Source organism: Streptomyces sp. NPDC052109 (assembly GCF_040680195.1).
Lineage (GTDB): Bacteria > Actinomycetota > Actinomycetes > Streptomycetales > Streptomycetaceae > Streptomyces.
The window spans coordinates 231452-247716 of the sequence record NZ_JBFAWF010000006.1; the positions used below are offsets into that span (position 1 = coordinate 231452).

Sequence of the window (16265 nt, forward strand, 5' to 3'; positions counted from 1 at the left end):
GGCCATGGTGCTCGGACTGCTGACGGCGCCCTCGGCGGCGGGCCGGCTGCTGGCGCCGGCGGTCGGGGCGGCCGCCGGCGCGGCCGCGGGAACGATGCGCGCCGGAGTGCGCGGCGCGGACGCCGCCGTACGGGTGGCGCGGGTCGCGCGCAACGCGCTGCCCGGCGCCGGTGACCACTGGCGGGCCGGCGCGCGCGCCCATCTGGCGCTGCGGCCGGTCGACGGGGAGAGGGTGCGGCGCGCGGGCGGTACGGCGCAGCTGGCCCGCCGGGTGGCCAAGACGCTGGCCGAGCGGCCGGACGTGCTCGTCGCGTACTGGGACGAAGGACTCACGCGCCTGGTGGTGACCGCCACGGAGGAGGCGGCCACCGACAAGATCGTGGAACAGGCCGCCGACCTGGCCGAGCGGCACGGACTGACGCTGTCCTGCGGGGACGTCGAGGAGACCACGCATCCGGCGGACCCGGCCGGCGTGCGCGCTGCGGTGGCCACGCTCGCCGCCGACACCGTCGGCATCGGCGTCGCGGTCACCGCGTACGCGCTGCGGCTGCCGCCCTCGCCCCGCCTGGTGACCGCGGTGGTGACGCTGCTGCGGGAGAATCCGCCGTTTCGGGCCTGGCTGCGGGACAGGATCGGCAACTCCCGCATGGACCTGCTCCTGGCCTGTGCGAACGCCGCCGCCCACGGCGCCGGGCAGACCCCCACGTCCCTCGTGCTCGACGGTGCGCTGCGCGCCTGCCAGGTGGCCGAGACGGTCGCCCGTGCCGCCGCCTTCGACGCGGTGCACGACCAGCTGTGCGCGCCCGGCCGCGTCAGCATCCCGGACGACGGCGCTGCTCGCCCCCCGCTACGGGAGTCCCCGGCCGAGGAGTACGCCGAGCACGCCTCCGCGGGCAGTGTGCTGGGCGCCGCGGCCACCCTGCTGGTCAAGCACGACGGCGCCGAGGCGGCCGAGGCGGTCCTCGCCGGCTCGCCCAAGGCCGCCCGCTACGGACCCGCCGCCTTCCACGCGCTGCTGAGCGCCGCGCTCGCCCGCACCGGCGTCCTGGTCCGCGGCCCTGACCGGCTGCGTCGGCTGGAGCTGACCGGCACCGTCGTCCTGCACCCCAGTGTGCTGCGCACCGACGAGGGAGAGGCCGATCCGTGGGCCGAGCCGGTGCTGGACGCGGCCCGCCGGGCGGGGCTGAGGGTGGTGCTCGTGGACGACCCTGCCCTGGAGGACTTCACGGGTCTCGCCGACCAGGTCGTGGACGCGCGCCGGCCGCTGGACGACGTGGTGTACCAGGCGCGCGGTGACACGGGCGCGGTGCTCGCGGTCGCCCGGGTACGAGGGGGTGACGAACACGAGGTCCTGGCCGGGCTGCGGGCCGCCGACATCGCCCTCGCCCTCACCGACCACGAGGGCGCCGTGGTCTGGGGCGCGGACATCCTGGCCCTGCACGGGCTGCCCGACGTGTGGCGGGTGCTGACCGCGATACCGGCGGCCCGCACGGTAGGCCGGCACGCCCAGACACTGGCCCGCTCCGGCGCCGCGCTCTCCGGGCTGCTCGTGGCCGTCGGCGAGTCCGGCGGGGGCCGCGGACGCCTCGCCGCCCTGCCGGGACTGCGGCACGCCCCGGTGGACGCCGCCGCCGTGTCGGCCCTGCTCTCCGGGGGCCGGGCCGCGTTCGGCGTGGCGGTGGCCCGGCCCCCGCACCCCCGTCCGCGCGTGCACTGGCACGAACTGGACCCCGAGCAGACCCGGGAGCGGCTGGAGCACGAACCGGCCGTCGAGAGCACCGCGTCCGGACGGCTGACCGGCCGTGTGCGGGAGGCCGCCGCCGGCGTCGTCGGGCATCCCCTCGCCGCGCCCGCGCGCCTGACCTACCGGCTCGGCCGCGCCGTACGCGGGGAACTGCAGGACCCGCTCACCCCCGTCCTCGCGGTGGGCTCAGCGGCGTCGGCGATCCTCGGCTCGGTCGTGGACGCCCTGCTCGTCGTCGGCGCGCTGGATCTGAACGCCCTGGTCGGCGGCGTCCAGCGGCTGCGCGCCGAGCGGGCGCTGTCCGGACTGCTCGCTGACCAGCAGCAGAAGGCGCGGCTCGTGCCGCCCAGGGCCGAGGCGCCGACGGGCGGCACCCGCACCGTGGAGGCGGGGACGCTGCATCCGGGCGACGTGATCCAGCTCAAGGGGGACGACGTGGTGCCCGCCGACGCCCGGCTGTTGTGGCAGGACGGCCTGGAGGTCGACGAGTCGGCCCTGACCGGTGAGTCGTTGCCGGTGGAGAAGCAGACGGACCCGACCCCGCACGCCGCGGTCGCCGACCGGCGCTGCATGGTCTTCGAGGGGACGACCGTGGTGGCGGGCCAGGCCCGGGCCGTCGTGGTCGACACCGGCGAGCGCACCGAGGCCGCCCGCGCCGTCCACCTCGCCGCCCGTACGCCCCCGGCCGGCGGCGTACAGGCCCAGTTGCAGGAGATCACCCGCAAGGCACTGCCGTTGACCCTGGCGGGCGGTGCCGCGGTCACCGGGCTGTCACTGCTGCGCGGCACCCCCATCAGGGACGCCGTCAGCGGCGGTGTGGCGGTGGCCGTGGCGGCCGTACCGGAGGGGCTGCCGTTGGTGGCCACGGTCGCGCAGCTCGCGGCCGCCCGGCGGCTGAGCCGCGGCGGTGTCCTGGTGCGCACCCCGCGCACCCTGGAGGCGCTGGGCCGCATGGACACCTTCTGCTTCGACAAGACCGGCACCCTGACCGAGAACCGGCTGCGACTGGTGCGCACCTCCGACGCCGACGGCACGGTACGCGCGGTGGGCGACCCCGGCTCCGCGGGCACGGTCCGGGCCGCCGCCCACGCCTGCCCGCCCGACGGAGACGGTGCCGAGCGGCCGGTGCACGCCACCGACGAGGCGGTGCTGGCGGCGGCCGGCCCCGACCCGGACTGGACGGAGGCGGCGGACCTGCCGTTCGAGGCGGCTCGCGGATACGCGGCCGCCGTCGGCCGGAGCGGGGACGGTCCGCTGGTGCTCGTGGTCAAGGGCGCCCCCGAGACCGTGCTGCCCGCGTGCTCCGGGCTGCCAGCGCAGGCCACCGAGGCGGCGCACACGCTGGCCGGGGACGGCCTCAGGGTGCTGGCGGTGGCCGAACGGCGGCTCGACGCGTCCGAGCAGCCGGAGGAGGTCCTCGAACAGCCGCTGCAGGAGCTGGAGTTCACCGGTCTGCTCGCCCTGTCCGACGTACCGCGCGAGACGTCCACCGCGCTCGTGGAGGGGCTGAACGGGACGGGCGTACGGCCGGTCATGCTCACCGGGGACCATCCGCAGACCGCCCGGGCCATCGCCGCCGAACTGGGCTGGCCCGAGGACACCGTCGTGGTCACCGGGGACGAGCTGGCGGCGGCGGACCGCGCGGCCCGGGCCCGGATGCTGCGGGACGCGGGCGTGGTGGCGCGGGTGGCGCCCGAGCAGAAACTCCAGGTCGTGGAGGCGCTGCGGGACGCGGGCCGGGTCGTCGGCATGGTCGGCGACGGCGCCAACGACGCCGCGGCCATTCGCGCCGCCGACATCGGCGTCGGCATCAGCGCCCGCGGCTCGGCGGCCGCGCGCAACGCCGCCGACATCGTGCTCACGGACGACGACCTCACGGTGCTGATCGACGCGGTCGGCGAGGGCCGGGCGCTGTGGCACAGCGTGGCCGACGCCATCGCCATCCTGATCGGCGGCAACGCGGGCGAGGTCGGGTTCGGCATCCTCGGCACGCTGCTGTCCGGCCGGGCACCGCTGTCCACCCGGCAGATGCTCATGGTGAACCTCTTCACCGACCTGTTCCCGTCGATGGCGGTGGCGGTGACCGAGGAGGAGGGCGAGCCCGGCACGGTGCGGCCACGCGGCGGACCGTCCTCAGACGAAGATCCCGCCGCGCGCGCCCGCGGCGGATCGCCGGAGGACGCCTCCGCCGTCCTCGGCGCGCCGCTGCTGCGGCAGATAAGGCACCGGGCGCTGACCACCTGCCTGGGCGCGGTGACGGCCTGGCTGATCGGCCGGTTCACACCCGGCACCGCGCGCCGCTCCAGCACGATGGCGCTGTGCGGGGTGGTGGGCACACAGCTCGCGCAGACGTGGCTGGACCGGCGCCAGAGCCGCCTGGTGCAGGTCACCTGCCTGGGTTCCGCCGCGGCGCTGGTCGCGGCGGTGCAGATCCCCGGCGTCAGCCACGCCGTCGGCTGCACCCCGCTCGGCCCGGTCGCCTGGGCCGGGGTCCTGGCGGCGATCGCCCTGGCACTGGCGGGACAGCGGGTGCTGCCCCGCCTGGAGGAGACGGTCGGCCGGCTGCTGCCGGACTGAGCCGTGGCCCGGGGCGCTCAGACCGACCGGTGGTACTGGTCCGGCACCCGGACCGCGCCGCCCAGGTCACGGGCGGCGTGCCGGGCCCAGGACGGGTTGCGCAGCAGCTCGCGGCCCAGCAGGACGGCGTCGGCCTCGCCGTTCGTCACGATCTTCTCGGCCTGCCCGGCCTCGGTGATCAGGCCCACGGCGGCGACGGGCAGCGGGGTCTCGGCCTTCACCCGGGCAGCGAAGGGCACCTGGTAGCCGGGCCCGGTCGGAATGGTCACGCCGGAGGCGTTGCCGCCGGTGGAGACGTCGAGGAGGTCGACGCCGTGGGCGTGCAGCTCGCGGGCGAAGCGGACGGTGTCCTCGGTGGTCCAGCCGCCGTCCTGGAGCCAGTCGGTGGCGGAGATGCGGAAGAACACCGGCTTGTCCTCGGGCCACACCTCGCGTACGGCGTCCACGACCTCGAGGGCGAACCGGGTGCGGTTCTCGTACGAGCCGCCGTAGGCGTCGGTGCGGTGATTGGAGTGCGGGGAGAGGAACTCGTTGATCAGGTAGCCGTGGGCGCCGTGGATCTCGGCGACCTCGAAGCCGGCGGCCAGCGCCCGGCGGGCGGCGGCGGCGAACTGGCCGACCACGTCCAGGATCTGATCCTGCGACAGCTCGGTGGGCACCGGGTGGCGTTCGTCGAAGGGCACCGCGCTCGGGGCGACCGGCTGCCACCCGTGCGCCTGAGCGTCGACCGGGGCTCCGCCCTTCCAGGGCTGGTCGGTCGAGGCCTTGCGTCCGCCGTGCGCCAGCTGGATCCCGGGCACCACGCCCTGGCCGGTGAGGAAGCGGGTGATCCGGCGGAAGGCCTCCACCTGTGTGTCGTTCCACAGGCCGAGGTCGTAGGGGGAGATCCGGCCCTCGGGCGAGACCGCGGTGGCCTCCACGATGATCAGGCCGGTGCCGCCCGTGGCGCGCGCCCCGTAGTGCGCGAAGTGCCAGTCGTTCGGGGTGCCGGCGAGCGGCCCCTCGGGCTCGGCCGAGTACTGGCACATCGGGGGCATCCACACGCGGTTCGGGATGGTCACTTCGCGCAGGGTGATGGGCTCGAAGAGCGCGCTCACGCCGTACTCCATTCGTCACGGGACCGCTGGTCGACTCGTACGATAGCCCTCGTACTACGAGAGATGTCAAACTACGATGCATCTCGTACTATCCTTGCGATCGAGGAGTCCCGCACCGAAGGGCAGCCGCCATGAACGACACCGCCACCGCCGGCCGCGCCCTGCCGCACCCGGAGCGCGGGGAGATCCGGCTGGAGGCCGTGCTGCACGCGCTCTCCGACCCGATGCGACTGCAGATCGTGCGCGAACTGGCCGCCGAGGAAGCCGAGTTGACCTGCTCGCAGTTCGAGCTACCGGTGACCAAGTCCACCACCACGCACCACTTCCGGGTGCTGCGCGAGAGTGGGGTCATCCGGCAGGTCTACCGGGGCACGGCCAAGATGAACGGCCTGCGCCGGGACGATCTGGACGGTCTCTTCCCGGGCCTCCTCGACAGCCTGCTGGCCGCCGCCGACCGGCAGCACCTGCGCCTCGGCGACGGCCGCTGACGCCACTCGCCCGGCACAGCCGGGGCGGCGGCCGTCGCGCGGGTCCGGCCCCGCGCGCGGTCCGATCCGGGACAGGTCCCGGGGACGCCTTCCCGTGCGCCGCGCTGTGCAGCGCGGGGATCAAGGTCGCCGGACATCCTCTCCGCCGTCGGTGAAGGGCAGTCCGCCCGTCTCCGTGGCGGCCTCGGAACCCGCCCTCGTCGGAAGGTGGTTGAAGAGCAGGTTGAGCGCGATCGCGGACAGGCAGCCCGCGCTGATGCCGCTGTTCATCACCGTCCGGAACCAGTCCGGGAACTTCTCGTAGACCGTCGGCACCCCCACCGGCAGCATGCCGACCGCCACCGAGACGGCCACCACCGTCAGGTTGTTGTTGCCCTTGAAGTCGACCCGGGCCAGCGTCCGCAGCCCGCTGGCCGCGACCGCGCCGAACATGACCAGACCGGCGCCGCCCAGCACCGGCGCCGGGACCGCCGCCACGACCGCGCCCAGCTTGGGCAACAGACCGAGCAGCACCAGGATCCCGCCGGCCGCCGCGACCACCCAGCGACTGCGCACCCGGGTCATGCCGACCAGGCCCACGTTCTGCGCGTACGCCGTGTACGGGAAAGTGTTGAACACTCCGCCCAGCACGGTCGACAGACCGTCCGCGCGCAACCCGTCGGCGAGCGGGCGCGGCTCCGCCTTCCGCCCGGTCAGCTCGCCGACGGCGATCAGGTCCCCGGTCGTCTCGGTCATCGTCACCAGCGCCACCACCAGCATGGACACGATCGCGGAGACGCGGAACGCCGGCGCGCCGAAGTGGAACGGCGTGCTGATGCCCACCCAGTCGGCGTCCGCCACCCCGCTGAAGTCCGTGAACCCGAACGGCACCGCCACCGCCACACCCACCACGATGCCGATCAGGACGGCGATCCGGCCGAGGGCGGCGGGCGCGAACCGCTGCACGGCCAGCACCACCACCAGCACGAAGGCCGCCAGCGCCAGGTTCTTCGGCTCCCCGAAGTCCTTCGCCCCGGCGCCGCCCCCCGCCCAGTTCCCCGCGACCGGCAGCAGCGAGACCCCGATGATCAGGATCACCGTGCCGGTCACCAGTGGCGGGAAGAACCGCAACAGCCCGCCGAACACCGGCGCGAGCAGCATGATCGCCAGACCCGCCACGATCACCGAGCCGTAGATCGCCGGCAGTCCGCCGCCCGTCGTCCCGATGAGCACCATCGGCGACACGGCCGCGAACGTACAGCCCTGCATGATCGGCAGCCGGACGCCGAACCGCCAGAAGCCGACGCACTGGATCAGCGTGGCGACCCCGCACACCAGCAGGTCGGCGGTGATCAGATACGCCAGAGCGGCGGGTGTCAGCCTCATCGCGCCGCCCACGATCAGCGGCACGGCGACGGCACCCGCGTACATCGCGAGCACGTGCTGCAGCCCGAGGGCGGCCAGTTGCCGTACCGGTGGTACCTCGTCGACGGGGTGGACGTCTGCCGTGGTGGACATGGGAACTCCCTCGGTGCCGGGTGGGGAGGGACAACCGAACAGGAGGAGACCGTAGGCTTCTTGAACGGTTTGTTGATTTCCGCTGGGTTGCCGGCGCGTGTCAGACCCACCCGGCCGCCGGGGAACCCCCGGCCACGGGGCCGCTACGCCGACCGGGCCGCCGTGAGCAGCGCGTCCCAGTCGGCCAGCTTGACCACGCTCCGCCCGAGCCGCGCGCCCAGCTCGGCCTCGGCCCGCTCGATCGCCAGCCACCCCGCCCACGAGACGGGTTCGACACCGGCCGCCCGCAGCGCGGCCGCCGGATCCTCGGGCACCTGCCTGCGCAGCAGCGCGGGAGCGTCCGCGAGCAGGGAGGACGCCGTCTCCTTGGCGCAGGGCCGGTTGGTGCCGATGACGCCCGTCGGGCCGCGCTTGATCCACCCGGCGACATATTCGCCGGGGGAGGGGGCACCGTCGCGCACGACTCGCCCGGCCGCGTGCGGCACGGTGCCGCTCGCCGCGTCGAACGGCAGCCCGTCCAGCGGCACTCCGCGATAGCCCACCGAGCGCAGCACCAACTGGGCGGGAACCACCTCGTAGCGGCCGGTGCCCGTCACCCCGCCGTGCCCGTCCGGCACCGTCCGCTCGAAGCGCACGGCACCCACCCGGCCCGCCTCTGCGAGCAGTTCCACGGGGCGCAGGAAGAACCGCAGGCGGATGTGCCGGGCCGTGTGGGCCCGGGGACCGGTGGCCCAGCCGCGGAGCACCTCCAGATTGCGGCGCTGCACGGCGGGCAGGGTCGCGGGGTCGACCGGATCCAGTGTCAGGTCGGCCGGGTCGACGGTGACTTGGGTGCCGGGCAGCCCGCCCAGCTCGCGCAGCTCCTTGGTGGTGAAGCGGGCCTGGGCGGGGCCGCGACGGCCCACCATGTGCACGTCGGTGATCCCGCTCGCCGTCAGCGTGTCCAGCGCCGCCTGCGGAATGTCCGTCGGGCGCAGCTCCGCGGCACCCCGGACCAGCATGCGCGCGACGTCCACCGCCACGTTGCCCACGCCGATGACGACCGCGGAGCGCACTCCGCGCAGGAAGCCCGCGTCGGCCGCGTCCGGATGGGCGCTGTACCAGGCCACGAAGTCGGTCGCCGACCAGCTGCCCGGCAGTTCCTCGCCCGGCAGCCCCAGCCGGCGGTCGGTGGCGGCGCCCACGCAGTACACCACCGCGTGGTACAGCTCGCGCAGCCGCTCCACGGGCACGCCATCGGGGCCGCCCACCCGGACACCGCCGAGGAACCGCACCCGCTCGTGCTCCAGCACCGATCTGAGACTGCCCTGCAGGGACTTGATCTTCTCGTGGTCCGGGGCGACGCCGTAGCGGACCAGGCCGTACGGGCACGGCAGCCGGTCCAGGACGTCCACCTGCACCCCGGGATCCAGCTGAACCAGGGTCTGGGCGGTGTAACACCCGCTCGGCCCCGAACCGACGACGGCGACACGCAGCACGGCGATGCTCCTCGGCCGAGGGAGATGGTGTGCGGACAGCTCCAGCATGGCACCCCCGGGCGCGCGACGGCAGGGGCCGCCGGGGTGATCCCGGCGCGTGTCCGTTCCCAGGGGATGTGATCGGATGTGATCATGGGGTTACGTTGCGTGTGTGCCAGAAGCATCCTTTCTTCATCTTTCCGATCGGCACGCGGAGGACGGCGTGGTGTCCGTGTGGCCCGCGTGGAAGGTGCGGGAGCGCGACGACACCACGTCCTGGTTCCACGTGAGGCTGGCCTTCCCCGACGGCGCCCGGGTCGACGCCCTGGCCGTCGTACACGAGCGACGCGTGTCCATCGAGGACGTCAGCGCCGAGCCGGCCCTGTCGCTCGCCGATCTCACGGCGCTCTCGCGCTGGATCGAGGGCCCGCTGTTCGCCTCGTGCGGGGTGGAGAGGCCGCACGAGGGCGCCGGCGGTCCGTGCGAGGCCGCCGGGGGCGAGCCGTACGAGGGTGACGGTGAGGAGCTGTACGGAGGCGGCGGCGACCTTCCGTGCGAGGCCGACGGCGGCGACCTTCCGTGCGAGTCCGACGGCGGCGGTGGGTCCTGCGAGTCCGACGGCGGCGAGCGCCCGGTGGACCCGCACGGGCTGGACGCCGGCGGCGAGGAGCGGAACGACCTGCTCCACGGAGGTCCCCGGCGCGGGCGTCCGGGGTGGCCGCGCGGCATCGAGGGCTGTCGGCTTGTCGCGCAGCGGTACCGCGCCGCACAGCAGGAAGGCGTCGACCCGGTGCTCGCCGTGATGACCGCGACCGGGCGCAGCCGCCGCCGCTCGCTCCGACTGATCGCCCAGGCGCGGGACGCGGGATTCCTGACACCCCGCCATGTCCGCCGGGGCTGAGGCGAATGGCGGTGGTGCGCGCCGCGCCCAGGGGCGAGTCGCGGCGCGGCGCCCGGCGCTCAGGTGGTGCTCGGGCGCTCCTCCGTCGCGAAGAACCGGGACAGGTCCTTCTCCCGGGCCTCCGGGCGGGTCTCGCTCTCCGGTGGCACACCCGACTCCCAGTCGAGCCCGTACCGCGAGAACAGCTCGGCCCGCAGTGCCGGAGCGGGCATCGGAACCCCCGGGATCAGCGCCGCGTACACCGCCCCCATCAGCAGGGCCCGCAGCCGCGGATAGTCGGCGGCGACGTCCTGGGAGCCGTACCGGGTGACGGTGTCGCTGAGCAGCTCCGACAACCTGCGCTGCTCCGGGCACTGCACGAAGCCCTCCGCCTGGAGCAGCCCCGCCATGTGCTGCCGCATCAGCACCGGCCGGTCGCGGGCCAGGCCCAGGATCGCGTCGATGGCCCGGGCCAGCCGCTCCCGTCCGTCCTCGGTGTGCGGCTCCCGCTCCAGCGCCTCCTCCAGCGTGCGGTGCATCAGCCGATGTACGGCGGACTGCACCAGCTGGCGCTTGCCGGGGAAGTAGTACGACACCAGTCCGCGCGCCGAACCGGCCCGATCCGCGATGTCCCCCAACGTGGTGGCCTCGAAACCGTGCTCGTCGACCAGTTCCACCGCGGCCTGCAACAGCCGCTCCCGGGAACGCCGCCGCAACTCTTCATTGACCGAGGCGCTGCGCGGGGACATCCTGATACTCCTGCGTTGACTGGCTGCCAGCCAACTATACTCAACGCAGGGGGCACCGCCATGCGCGGGCCCAGCCCAGGGCTGCCGTCCGTCTGGGGCGACGCGGGGGATCGTCTCAGACGGACGGCGCGGCGGCGAGCCCTTTTCCACGGGGTGCTTCAAGGGCGCCCCGCGGCGTGGTGCCGGACTGCCGTCGGTGTCGCACACCGACCGCCGACTTCCTAGAGTGGGCACGGGTGCCGAGGCGAGGAGGCGGGCGGTCATGGAACGGGACCAGCGGATCCTGAACAGAATCACGGAGATGGTCGAGGACGAGCGCCGGCTGCGCGCGGCGGTGGCCTCGGGGCAGATCGACACCTCCACCGAGCAGCAGCGGCTGGGCGAGCTGGAGCGCGAACTCGACCAGTGCTGGGACCTGTTGCGGCAGCGCCGCGCCAAGGCCGAGTTCGGCGAGAACCCCGACGAGGCGCGGGTCCGGCCCGCCACCGAGGTCGAGGGCTACCAGGGCTGACGGGTACGCGGTCGGCGCCCCCGGCCCTCAGCCCACCAGGTCCAGCACCGGCAGCAGCGCGTCGGGCCGGTCCGTCACCGGCAAATGGTCGACGAGGTGCACACGGCAGCCGAGGACGGCCGCGCCACCGTCCGCCTCCTCGCTGTCGCCCACCATCACCACCTGCCGCGGATCGGCACCCAGCGCCGCACACGCGACCGAGAACAGCCGAGGGTCCGGCTTCTGCACGCCGTGCTCGTACGACAGCACATACGCGTCCACATACCGGTCGAGTCCGTGGGCGCGGAACACCGGGCGCAGATCCCAGCCGATGTTGCTCACCACGCCCACGCCGATCCCGCGCTCACGCAGCGCGCGCAGCACCTCGGCGGCGTCCGGGTACGGGGCCCAGGCGGCCGGGGTCTTGTGCCGCTCGTACAGCGCGTCGTACAGCCCCGGATGGGGGAGCGGCACCCGCCGCGACAGGCCCGTGTAGGCGGCCCGGTGCAGCTCCGCGCTCTCGTCCCGCACCGCCCAGACCCCGGCCAGGTCCGCCGGCATCTCCACCGGGTTCGCTCCACCCGGCAGCGCTCCCGCCGTCTCCAACGCCCTTGCGGCCGCGCTCAGTTCGGGCTCGGGCAGGACGTTCCCCGTCTCGGCCAGTACCGCACGCAGCCAGGACTCGGTGGACTCGACACGGAACAGCGTCCCGGAGAAGTCGAACAACACGGCAGTCATGCGCCCGACCCTATCGGGGCCGGTCCGGCGGCGGGGCGCCCTCACGGTGCCGCGGCCACTCGTAAGCCGCCACGGCCAGCAGGACCAGCAGCGCCCCGAACAGCCAGCCGCCCAGCACGTCCGAGGGCCAGTGCACGCCCAGCCACACCCGGGTCACGCCCACGCCCACCACCGAGACCACGGCCGCCACAACGGTCGCACGCCACCGGACGCGGCCCACGCCGAAGCGGTGCAGCAGCCACAGCAGCAGGCCGCACACCACGGTGGCCGTCATGGCGTGACCGGAGGGGAAGGCCGCGTAACGGGCGGAGTCGACGGGGTCCGGCCACACCGGTCGGGGTCGGTCGACGGCGCTCTTCACCGACTGCTGCACGACCGCCGCCACGGCCACGGTGACCGCCAGCCACAGCGCCGTCCGCCACGCGGCGTGCCGCCACAGCAGCCACAGCACGGCGGCCGCACACACCAGGCGCATGGTCAGCGGGTCCCAGACCCAGTCCGTCAGCACCCGGAGGACATGGGTGAGCGTGCGATCCCGGACCGCCCGGAGGTGGGCGGTGCGGGAGACGTCGCCGTCCACGGTGAGCAGGGGATGCCAGCGGATCACCACGAGGGCCGTGAGCAGCGCGCAGCACACGCCGACGACGGCTGCGAGGAGGGCCGCGGTGCGCGAGGTCCGTGAGCGGGGCGGGGGTGCGGTGGGGCTGCGGTGCATGCCGCGATCTTTGTCGACCGGGCGGTTCCCGGCCACCACCCGACCGGCCCGTGTGCCGTGTGCCGTGTCGCGTCAGCCGAGCGCGCGCAGGCCCGGAACCAGGGCCACCAGCACCGGGATCACCGGCACCAGCGCCGCCACCGCCGTCAGGCGCAGCCGGCGCAGTGCGGGAAGCCGGTCCGGGGGAGCCAGCAACCGGTGCACCCGCTGCGGCACATGGGCCTGCGGGGTGGGGCAGGGGCCGAACAGGCCCCGATCCTCGTTGAGTTCGACGAGCGCCAGAGCGGTCGTCAGCCGGCCGAAGCGCCGCGAGGCCATGTCGTCGGCGGCCAACTCGACCAGCCGGTGCATCTCATCGCGGAACGCGGCGAACACCGGCACCTGCGGGAACCCCGCCGCCAGCGCAGCCGAGCAGTGCAGCAGCCAGTCGTGCCGGGCCTGCGCGTGGCCCTGCTCATGGGCGAGCAAGGCGTCCAGCCGGCGCCCTTTCAGGCGGCGGAGCGCGGCCGTCGTGACGACCAGCCGGGGTGCCGTACCGGCCAGCCACCAGGCGTCGGGACGCTCGCCCTCCAGCACCACCAGCCGCCCGGCCGTCGGCTCCTCGCCCGGCAACAACGGTGCACGCACGAGGAGTTCGGCCCGCCGTGTGCGTCGCCGGGTGCGCGCCCGCACGATCTCGCGCACCAGCATCGCCAGGCTCCACAGGCCGCAGGAGGCGAGCAGCACGGCGGTGGGGGCCGCCCATGGGCCGGCCGTGCCGAGGGCATAGGCCTCCACGACCGCGCGCGGGGCCTGCGCGAACACATGCCCGCGCACCGCAAGCCAGGCCGCCGACGCGCTGAGCGTCATCGACAGCAGGCAGCACAGCAGGACGGCCGCCACGGCGCACTGCCACACCCAGAGGGCGAGGACCGGTTCCCGGTCCGGCCAGTCGGCGCGGGCGAGCAGCCGCGGGGCGACGACGGCGGTCAGGGCGCCGAGCAGCAGCAGGGCCACGGGGACCATCATGGTCAGCACCCTATGAGCGCCAGGCCGCTCACCGGTACGGGCCGCGCCACCGAAGTGACGCAGACAACGCCCTCTCGGTGCCCGCTCACAGGGCCAGCAGCATGGCGACCATGCCGATGCCCATCGACAGCCGGCAGGCCCGCGCCAGCTCCGGCCGGTCGCCCCAGCCGGCGGAGGCCCCGGCCACCGTGACGGCCGCCGGCACCAGGCGGGCGCCGGCGAGCAGCACGTAACCGGCGAAGTACACGAGCAGCACGCCGGTCAGCAACGGCACCCCGGCGCCGCCGTGCGCGTGGTGCGCGCCCGGCGGTACCGCGGCCATCGCCACCGCCATGTAGACCATCGCGCACGCGCCCACCAGGTGGTGCAGATGATGCGGCGTGGCGCGCGCGGCCCACAGGGCATGCAGCGCCGCCGCGCCGAACACGGCCGCGTACACCGGCCACGCCCACCTCGGCGGCGCGAACACCGCCGCCGGTACGGCCATCACGGCCATGCCGAAGCCCATCAGCGCCTCGCCGCCCGCGGCCCTGCGCTGCTCCTTCACGCCGCTGCGCATCCGCAGCAGGCAGTAGGCCCCGGTCGCCGCACACAGGGCGACCAGCAGCCACGCTGCCGACACCGGTCCGTGCACGCGCACCTCCCCGTCAGACGGTCGGTCCAGGGATGCGATGCCCGCGGCCTGCGGAGCGCACGCGAGCGCAAGGGTGTACACGGGGAGCACTCGGCGGAGCACAGCAGGTGAGCGCGGGGCCGATGCGGCCGTCCAGCAGAAATTTTATGGGTAAAACACATGTTAAATTGATGCCATGAGCAGTGCGACCCGGCATCGACTTCCCTTCGCTGGAGTGCTCCGCCTCGGGCGGCCCTCCGACATCTGGTTCAAGCCCGCCCTGAGCGTGGTCGCCGCGGTCGCCCCGCCCAACCTGATCCTGCTGGGACTCGGCCGCCTCGACCTCGCGATGTACACGATGGCCGGGTCGCTGTGCGCGCTCTACGGCCACAACCGGCCCTACGCCGCCCGGGCCCGTCTTCTGGCCTGGGTGGTCCTCGGCATGGTCGGCGGCCTCGCCGTCTCCCTGCTCGCCGCGTCGCTCACGGGCGACGCCGTCGTCCTCGTCACCGTGGGTGCCCTCATGGCGGCCGTCCAGAAGACCGTGAGCGACGCCACCCGGCTCGGACCGCCCGCGAACGTGGTCCTGACCTTCATCAGCTCCGCCTCGCTGTTCGCGCCGCAGACCCTCGGCCAGGTGCCGGGCCACGTCGCGCTGGCCGTGGCGGCCGGGGTCTGGGCCTGGCTGGTCGGCATGGCACCGGGACTGCTCCGCCCGCACGGCCCCGAGCGCCGCGCCACCGCCCAGGCGCTGAACGCCGCCGCCGGGTACGCCGAGACGCGCGGCACCGCCGACGGTCACGCCCGGGCCCGGGCCGCGGCCGCCGCCGCGATCCACGCCGCCTGGCAGTCGCTGCTCGCCGTCGGTGCCCGTCCCGACCGCACCCGGCGCGCCCTGGAACGGCTCCTCGTCCGCTCCGAGGTCGCGCTCGCCGCCCCCGCCGACACCGACCCCGTACGGCTGCGCACCTGGGCCCGCGAGCTGCGGGGCACCGGCCGGATCCCGCGGGTCGAGCAGCCCGGCGAAACCGCCGACGAACTCCTCGGCGTGGACACCGAACTCGCCCACCCGGGGCCCTCGTTGCGGCGCCGCCTCACCGCCCTCGCACCGATCACCGCCCGCACCGCGATCGGCTGCGCCCTCGCCGGCTATGCCTCCCTCGCGCTCGGAGTCGGCCGCCCCTACTGGGCCCTGGTCACCGCGGCCTCCCTCTACCAGGCCAACGTCACCCTCACCTGGAGCCGCGGCATCCAGCGCGTCGTCGGCAACCTCGCGGGCGTGCTGGTCTTCGCCGCCGTCGCCCCGCTCGCCCACCTCCACCCGGCCGCCCTGGTGCTGTGCTGCCTCGCCCTCAACTTCGGCGCCGAGGCGCTGATCGGCCGCAACTACTGGCTCGGCAGCGTCTGTGTGACCCCGATGGCCCTGCTCATCACCGAGTTCGCCCGCGCCCAGAACCCGGCGGAGCTGATCACGGAGCGGGTCACGGACACCTTCGTCGGTGCGCTGGCCGGCTTCGTCGCGGCCGTCGCCGTCACCAACCGGCGTGCGGGCGACCGCCTCGAAAACGCGCTGACCACGGCGGAACGCGCCCGCGAGAACACCGCCCGGCTGCTCGCCGAGCCGCACCCGGCACCCCACGCCCTGGAGTCGGCCCGCCGGGCCCTCGCCGCCGCCCTCGCCGACCTGCGCGCCACGGCCGACGCCGCCGCCGGCGAGTGGTGGCAGCGCGCCCTGCCCGAGGAGCGGGTCGTGCGGGCCGAGCAGTCCGGACACCGTACGCTCGCGGCGGTGGTACGACGGCAGGGATTCGTGCCGCGGCACCAGAGCCGGAACCAGCAGCTGGGCCAGGGCCCGGGCAGGACGACGGAGGACAGGCGGCCATGACGGCGACGAACGACGGACCGGGGTCGGTGGACGACGCGGCCGGCGCGGGCCTGCCGGCCGACCGCGGGCCCGCCGGCGCGGAACCGGCGGAGGGCCGCGGTCACGTCGGTGCGCGGCCGACCGGCGAGACGCCCGCGCACGGTGCACGGCCGGTGGACGCCGGGGCCACGGCCGGCACGGAGTCGCTCCCCGACGGTCCATCCCCGAGCGGGCCCCACCCCGATGCGCGCCCGACCGGCGAGACGCCCGCGCACGGTGCACGGCCGGTGGACGCCGGGGCCACGGCCGGCACGGAGTCGCTCCCCGACGGTCCATCCCCGAGCGGGC

13 protein-coding genes and 1 pseudogene are annotated in these 16265 nt (G+C 74.8%); 6 read left to right on the top strand and 8 right to left on the bottom strand.

Annotated elements, in window-relative coordinates:
- Positions 1 to 4: 4 nt before the first annotated feature.
- Entirely contained in the window at positions 5 to 4321 is a 4317-nt protein-coding gene (locus AB0L59_RS15790; protein ID WP_365583257.1) for a cation-translocating P-type ATPase, read from the top strand.
- Positions 4322 to 4338: 17 nt separating this feature from the next.
- On the opposite strand, the gene AB0L59_RS15795 is transcribed toward AB0L59_RS15790, so the two are convergent.
- The gene (locus AB0L59_RS15795; RefSeq protein ID WP_365583259.1) at positions 4339 to 5418 is read right to left on the bottom strand and encodes an NADH:flavin oxidoreductase/NADH oxidase; all 1080 of its coding nucleotides are present in this window, start codon (positions 5416 to 5418) and stop codon (positions 4339 to 4341) included.
- A gap of 131 nt (positions 5419 to 5549) precedes the next feature.
- On the opposite strand from AB0L59_RS15795, the gene AB0L59_RS15800 reads away from it, so the two are divergent.
- Positions 5550 to 5906: a helix-turn-helix domain-containing protein gene (locus tag AB0L59_RS15800; protein WP_365583261.1), complete on the top strand. Its 357-nt coding sequence runs from the start codon at positions 5550 to 5552 to the stop codon at positions 5904 to 5906.
- Between the two features lie 120 nt (positions 5907 to 6026).
- On the opposite strand, the gene AB0L59_RS15805 is transcribed toward AB0L59_RS15800, so the two are convergent.
- Together AB0L59_RS15805 and AB0L59_RS15810 are read right to left on the bottom strand one after the other, a co-directional pair.
- Positions 6027 to 7403 (bottom strand): nucleobase:cation symporter-2 family protein, encoded by a 1377-nt coding sequence (locus AB0L59_RS15805; protein ID WP_365583264.1) that lies wholly within the window; start codon positions 7401 to 7403, stop codon positions 6027 to 6029.
- 143 nt (positions 7404 to 7546) lie between these two features.
- Positions 7547 to 8881: an FAD-dependent oxidoreductase gene (locus tag AB0L59_RS15810; protein ID WP_365583267.1), complete on the bottom strand. Its 1335-nt coding sequence runs from the start codon at positions 8879 to 8881 to the stop codon at positions 7547 to 7549.
- A gap of 211 nt (positions 8882 to 9092) precedes the next feature.
- Between AB0L59_RS15810 and AB0L59_RS15815 the strand changes: the two genes are divergently transcribed.
- A complete protein-coding gene (locus AB0L59_RS15815) occupies positions 9093 to 9761 on the top strand; it encodes a DUF6214 family protein (RefSeq protein ID WP_365583574.1) in 669 nt (222 codons plus the stop codon).
- 59 nt (positions 9762 to 9820) lie between these two features.
- Here AB0L59_RS15815 and AB0L59_RS15820 read toward each other — a convergent pair whose 3' ends face one another.
- The gene (locus AB0L59_RS15820; RefSeq protein ID WP_365583271.1) at positions 9821 to 10489 is read right to left on the bottom strand and encodes a helix-turn-helix domain-containing protein; all 669 of its coding nucleotides are present in this window, start codon (positions 10487 to 10489) and stop codon (positions 9821 to 9823) included.
- Positions 10490 to 10751: 262 nt separating this feature from the next.
- Here AB0L59_RS15820 and AB0L59_RS15825 point away from each other — a divergent pair, with 262 nt between their 5' ends.
- Complete coding sequence (locus AB0L59_RS15825) at positions 10752 to 11000, top strand: DUF2630 family protein (protein ID WP_365583274.1); 249 nt, start codon at positions 10752 to 10754, stop codon at positions 10998 to 11000.
- Positions 11001 to 11027: 27 nt separating this feature from the next.
- On the opposite strand, the gene AB0L59_RS15830 is transcribed toward AB0L59_RS15825, so the two are convergent.
- The 4 genes from AB0L59_RS15830 to AB0L59_RS15845 form a co-directional block, all read right to left on the bottom strand.
- Positions 11028 to 11717, bottom strand: a complete 690-nt coding sequence (locus AB0L59_RS15830; RefSeq protein ID WP_365583277.1) for an HAD-IA family hydrolase — start codon at positions 11715 to 11717, stop codon at positions 11028 to 11030.
- Positions 11718 to 11727: 10 nt separating this feature from the next.
- Positions 11728 to 12432 (bottom strand): phosphatase PAP2 family protein, encoded by a 705-nt coding sequence (locus tag AB0L59_RS15835; protein WP_365583280.1) that lies wholly within the window; start codon positions 12430 to 12432, stop codon positions 11728 to 11730.
- A gap of 72 nt (positions 12433 to 12504) precedes the next feature.
- Positions 12505 to 13440, bottom strand: a complete 936-nt coding sequence (locus AB0L59_RS15840; RefSeq protein ID WP_365583283.1) for a M56 family metallopeptidase — start codon at positions 13438 to 13440, stop codon at positions 12505 to 12507.
- 85 nt (positions 13441 to 13525) lie between these two features.
- A complete protein-coding gene (locus tag AB0L59_RS15845) occupies positions 13526 to 14074 on the bottom strand; it encodes a DUF5134 domain-containing protein (RefSeq protein WP_365583286.1) in 549 nt (182 codons plus the stop codon).
- Between the two features lie 175 nt (positions 14075 to 14249).
- On the opposite strand from AB0L59_RS15845, the gene AB0L59_RS15850 reads away from it, so the two are divergent.
- The gene (locus tag AB0L59_RS15850; RefSeq protein WP_365583289.1) at positions 14250 to 15938 is read left to right on the top strand and encodes an FUSC family protein; all 1689 of its coding nucleotides are present in this window, start codon (positions 14250 to 14252) and stop codon (positions 15936 to 15938) included.
- Positions 15935 to 16265, top strand: a pseudogene (locus AB0L59_RS15855) (hypothetical protein); the annotation flags it as partial. The gene AB0L59_RS15850 and the pseudogene AB0L59_RS15855, both read left to right, overlap by 4 nt.

Excerpts from the sequence above, each read along its gene's own strand:
- AB0L59_RS15825 (WP_365583274.1), top strand. The coding sequence starts at position 10,752 with ATGGAACGGGACCAGCGGATCCTGAACAGAATCACGGAGATGGTCGAG.
- AB0L59_RS15835 (WP_365583280.1), bottom strand. The coding sequence starts at position 12,432 with ATGCACCGCAGCCCCACCGCACCCCCGCCCCGCTCACGGACCTCGCGC.
- AB0L59_RS15830 (WP_365583277.1), bottom strand. The coding sequence starts at position 11,717 with ATGACTGCCGTGTTGTTCGACTTCTCCGGGACGCTGTTCCGTGTCGAG.
- AB0L59_RS15790 (WP_365583257.1), top strand. The coding sequence starts at position 5 with ATGGTGCTCGGACTGCTGACGGCGCCCTCGGCGGCGGGCCGGCTGCTG.
- AB0L59_RS15840 (WP_365583283.1), bottom strand. The coding sequence starts at position 13,440 with ATGATGGTCCCCGTGGCCCTGCTGCTGCTCGGCGCCCTGACCGCCGTC.
- AB0L59_RS15800 (WP_365583261.1), top strand. The coding sequence starts at position 5,550 with ATGAACGACACCGCCACCGCCGGCCGCGCCCTGCCGCACCCGGAGCGC.
- AB0L59_RS15820 (WP_365583271.1), bottom strand. The coding sequence starts at position 10,489 with ATGTCCCCGCGCAGCGCCTCGGTCAATGAAGAGTTGCGGCGGCGTTCC.
- AB0L59_RS15850 (WP_365583289.1), top strand. The coding sequence starts at position 14,250 with ATGAGCAGTGCGACCCGGCATCGACTTCCCTTCGCTGGAGTGCTCCGC.
- AB0L59_RS15805 (WP_365583264.1), bottom strand. The coding sequence starts at position 7,403 with ATGTCCACCACGGCAGACGTCCACCCCGTCGACGAGGTACCACCGGTA.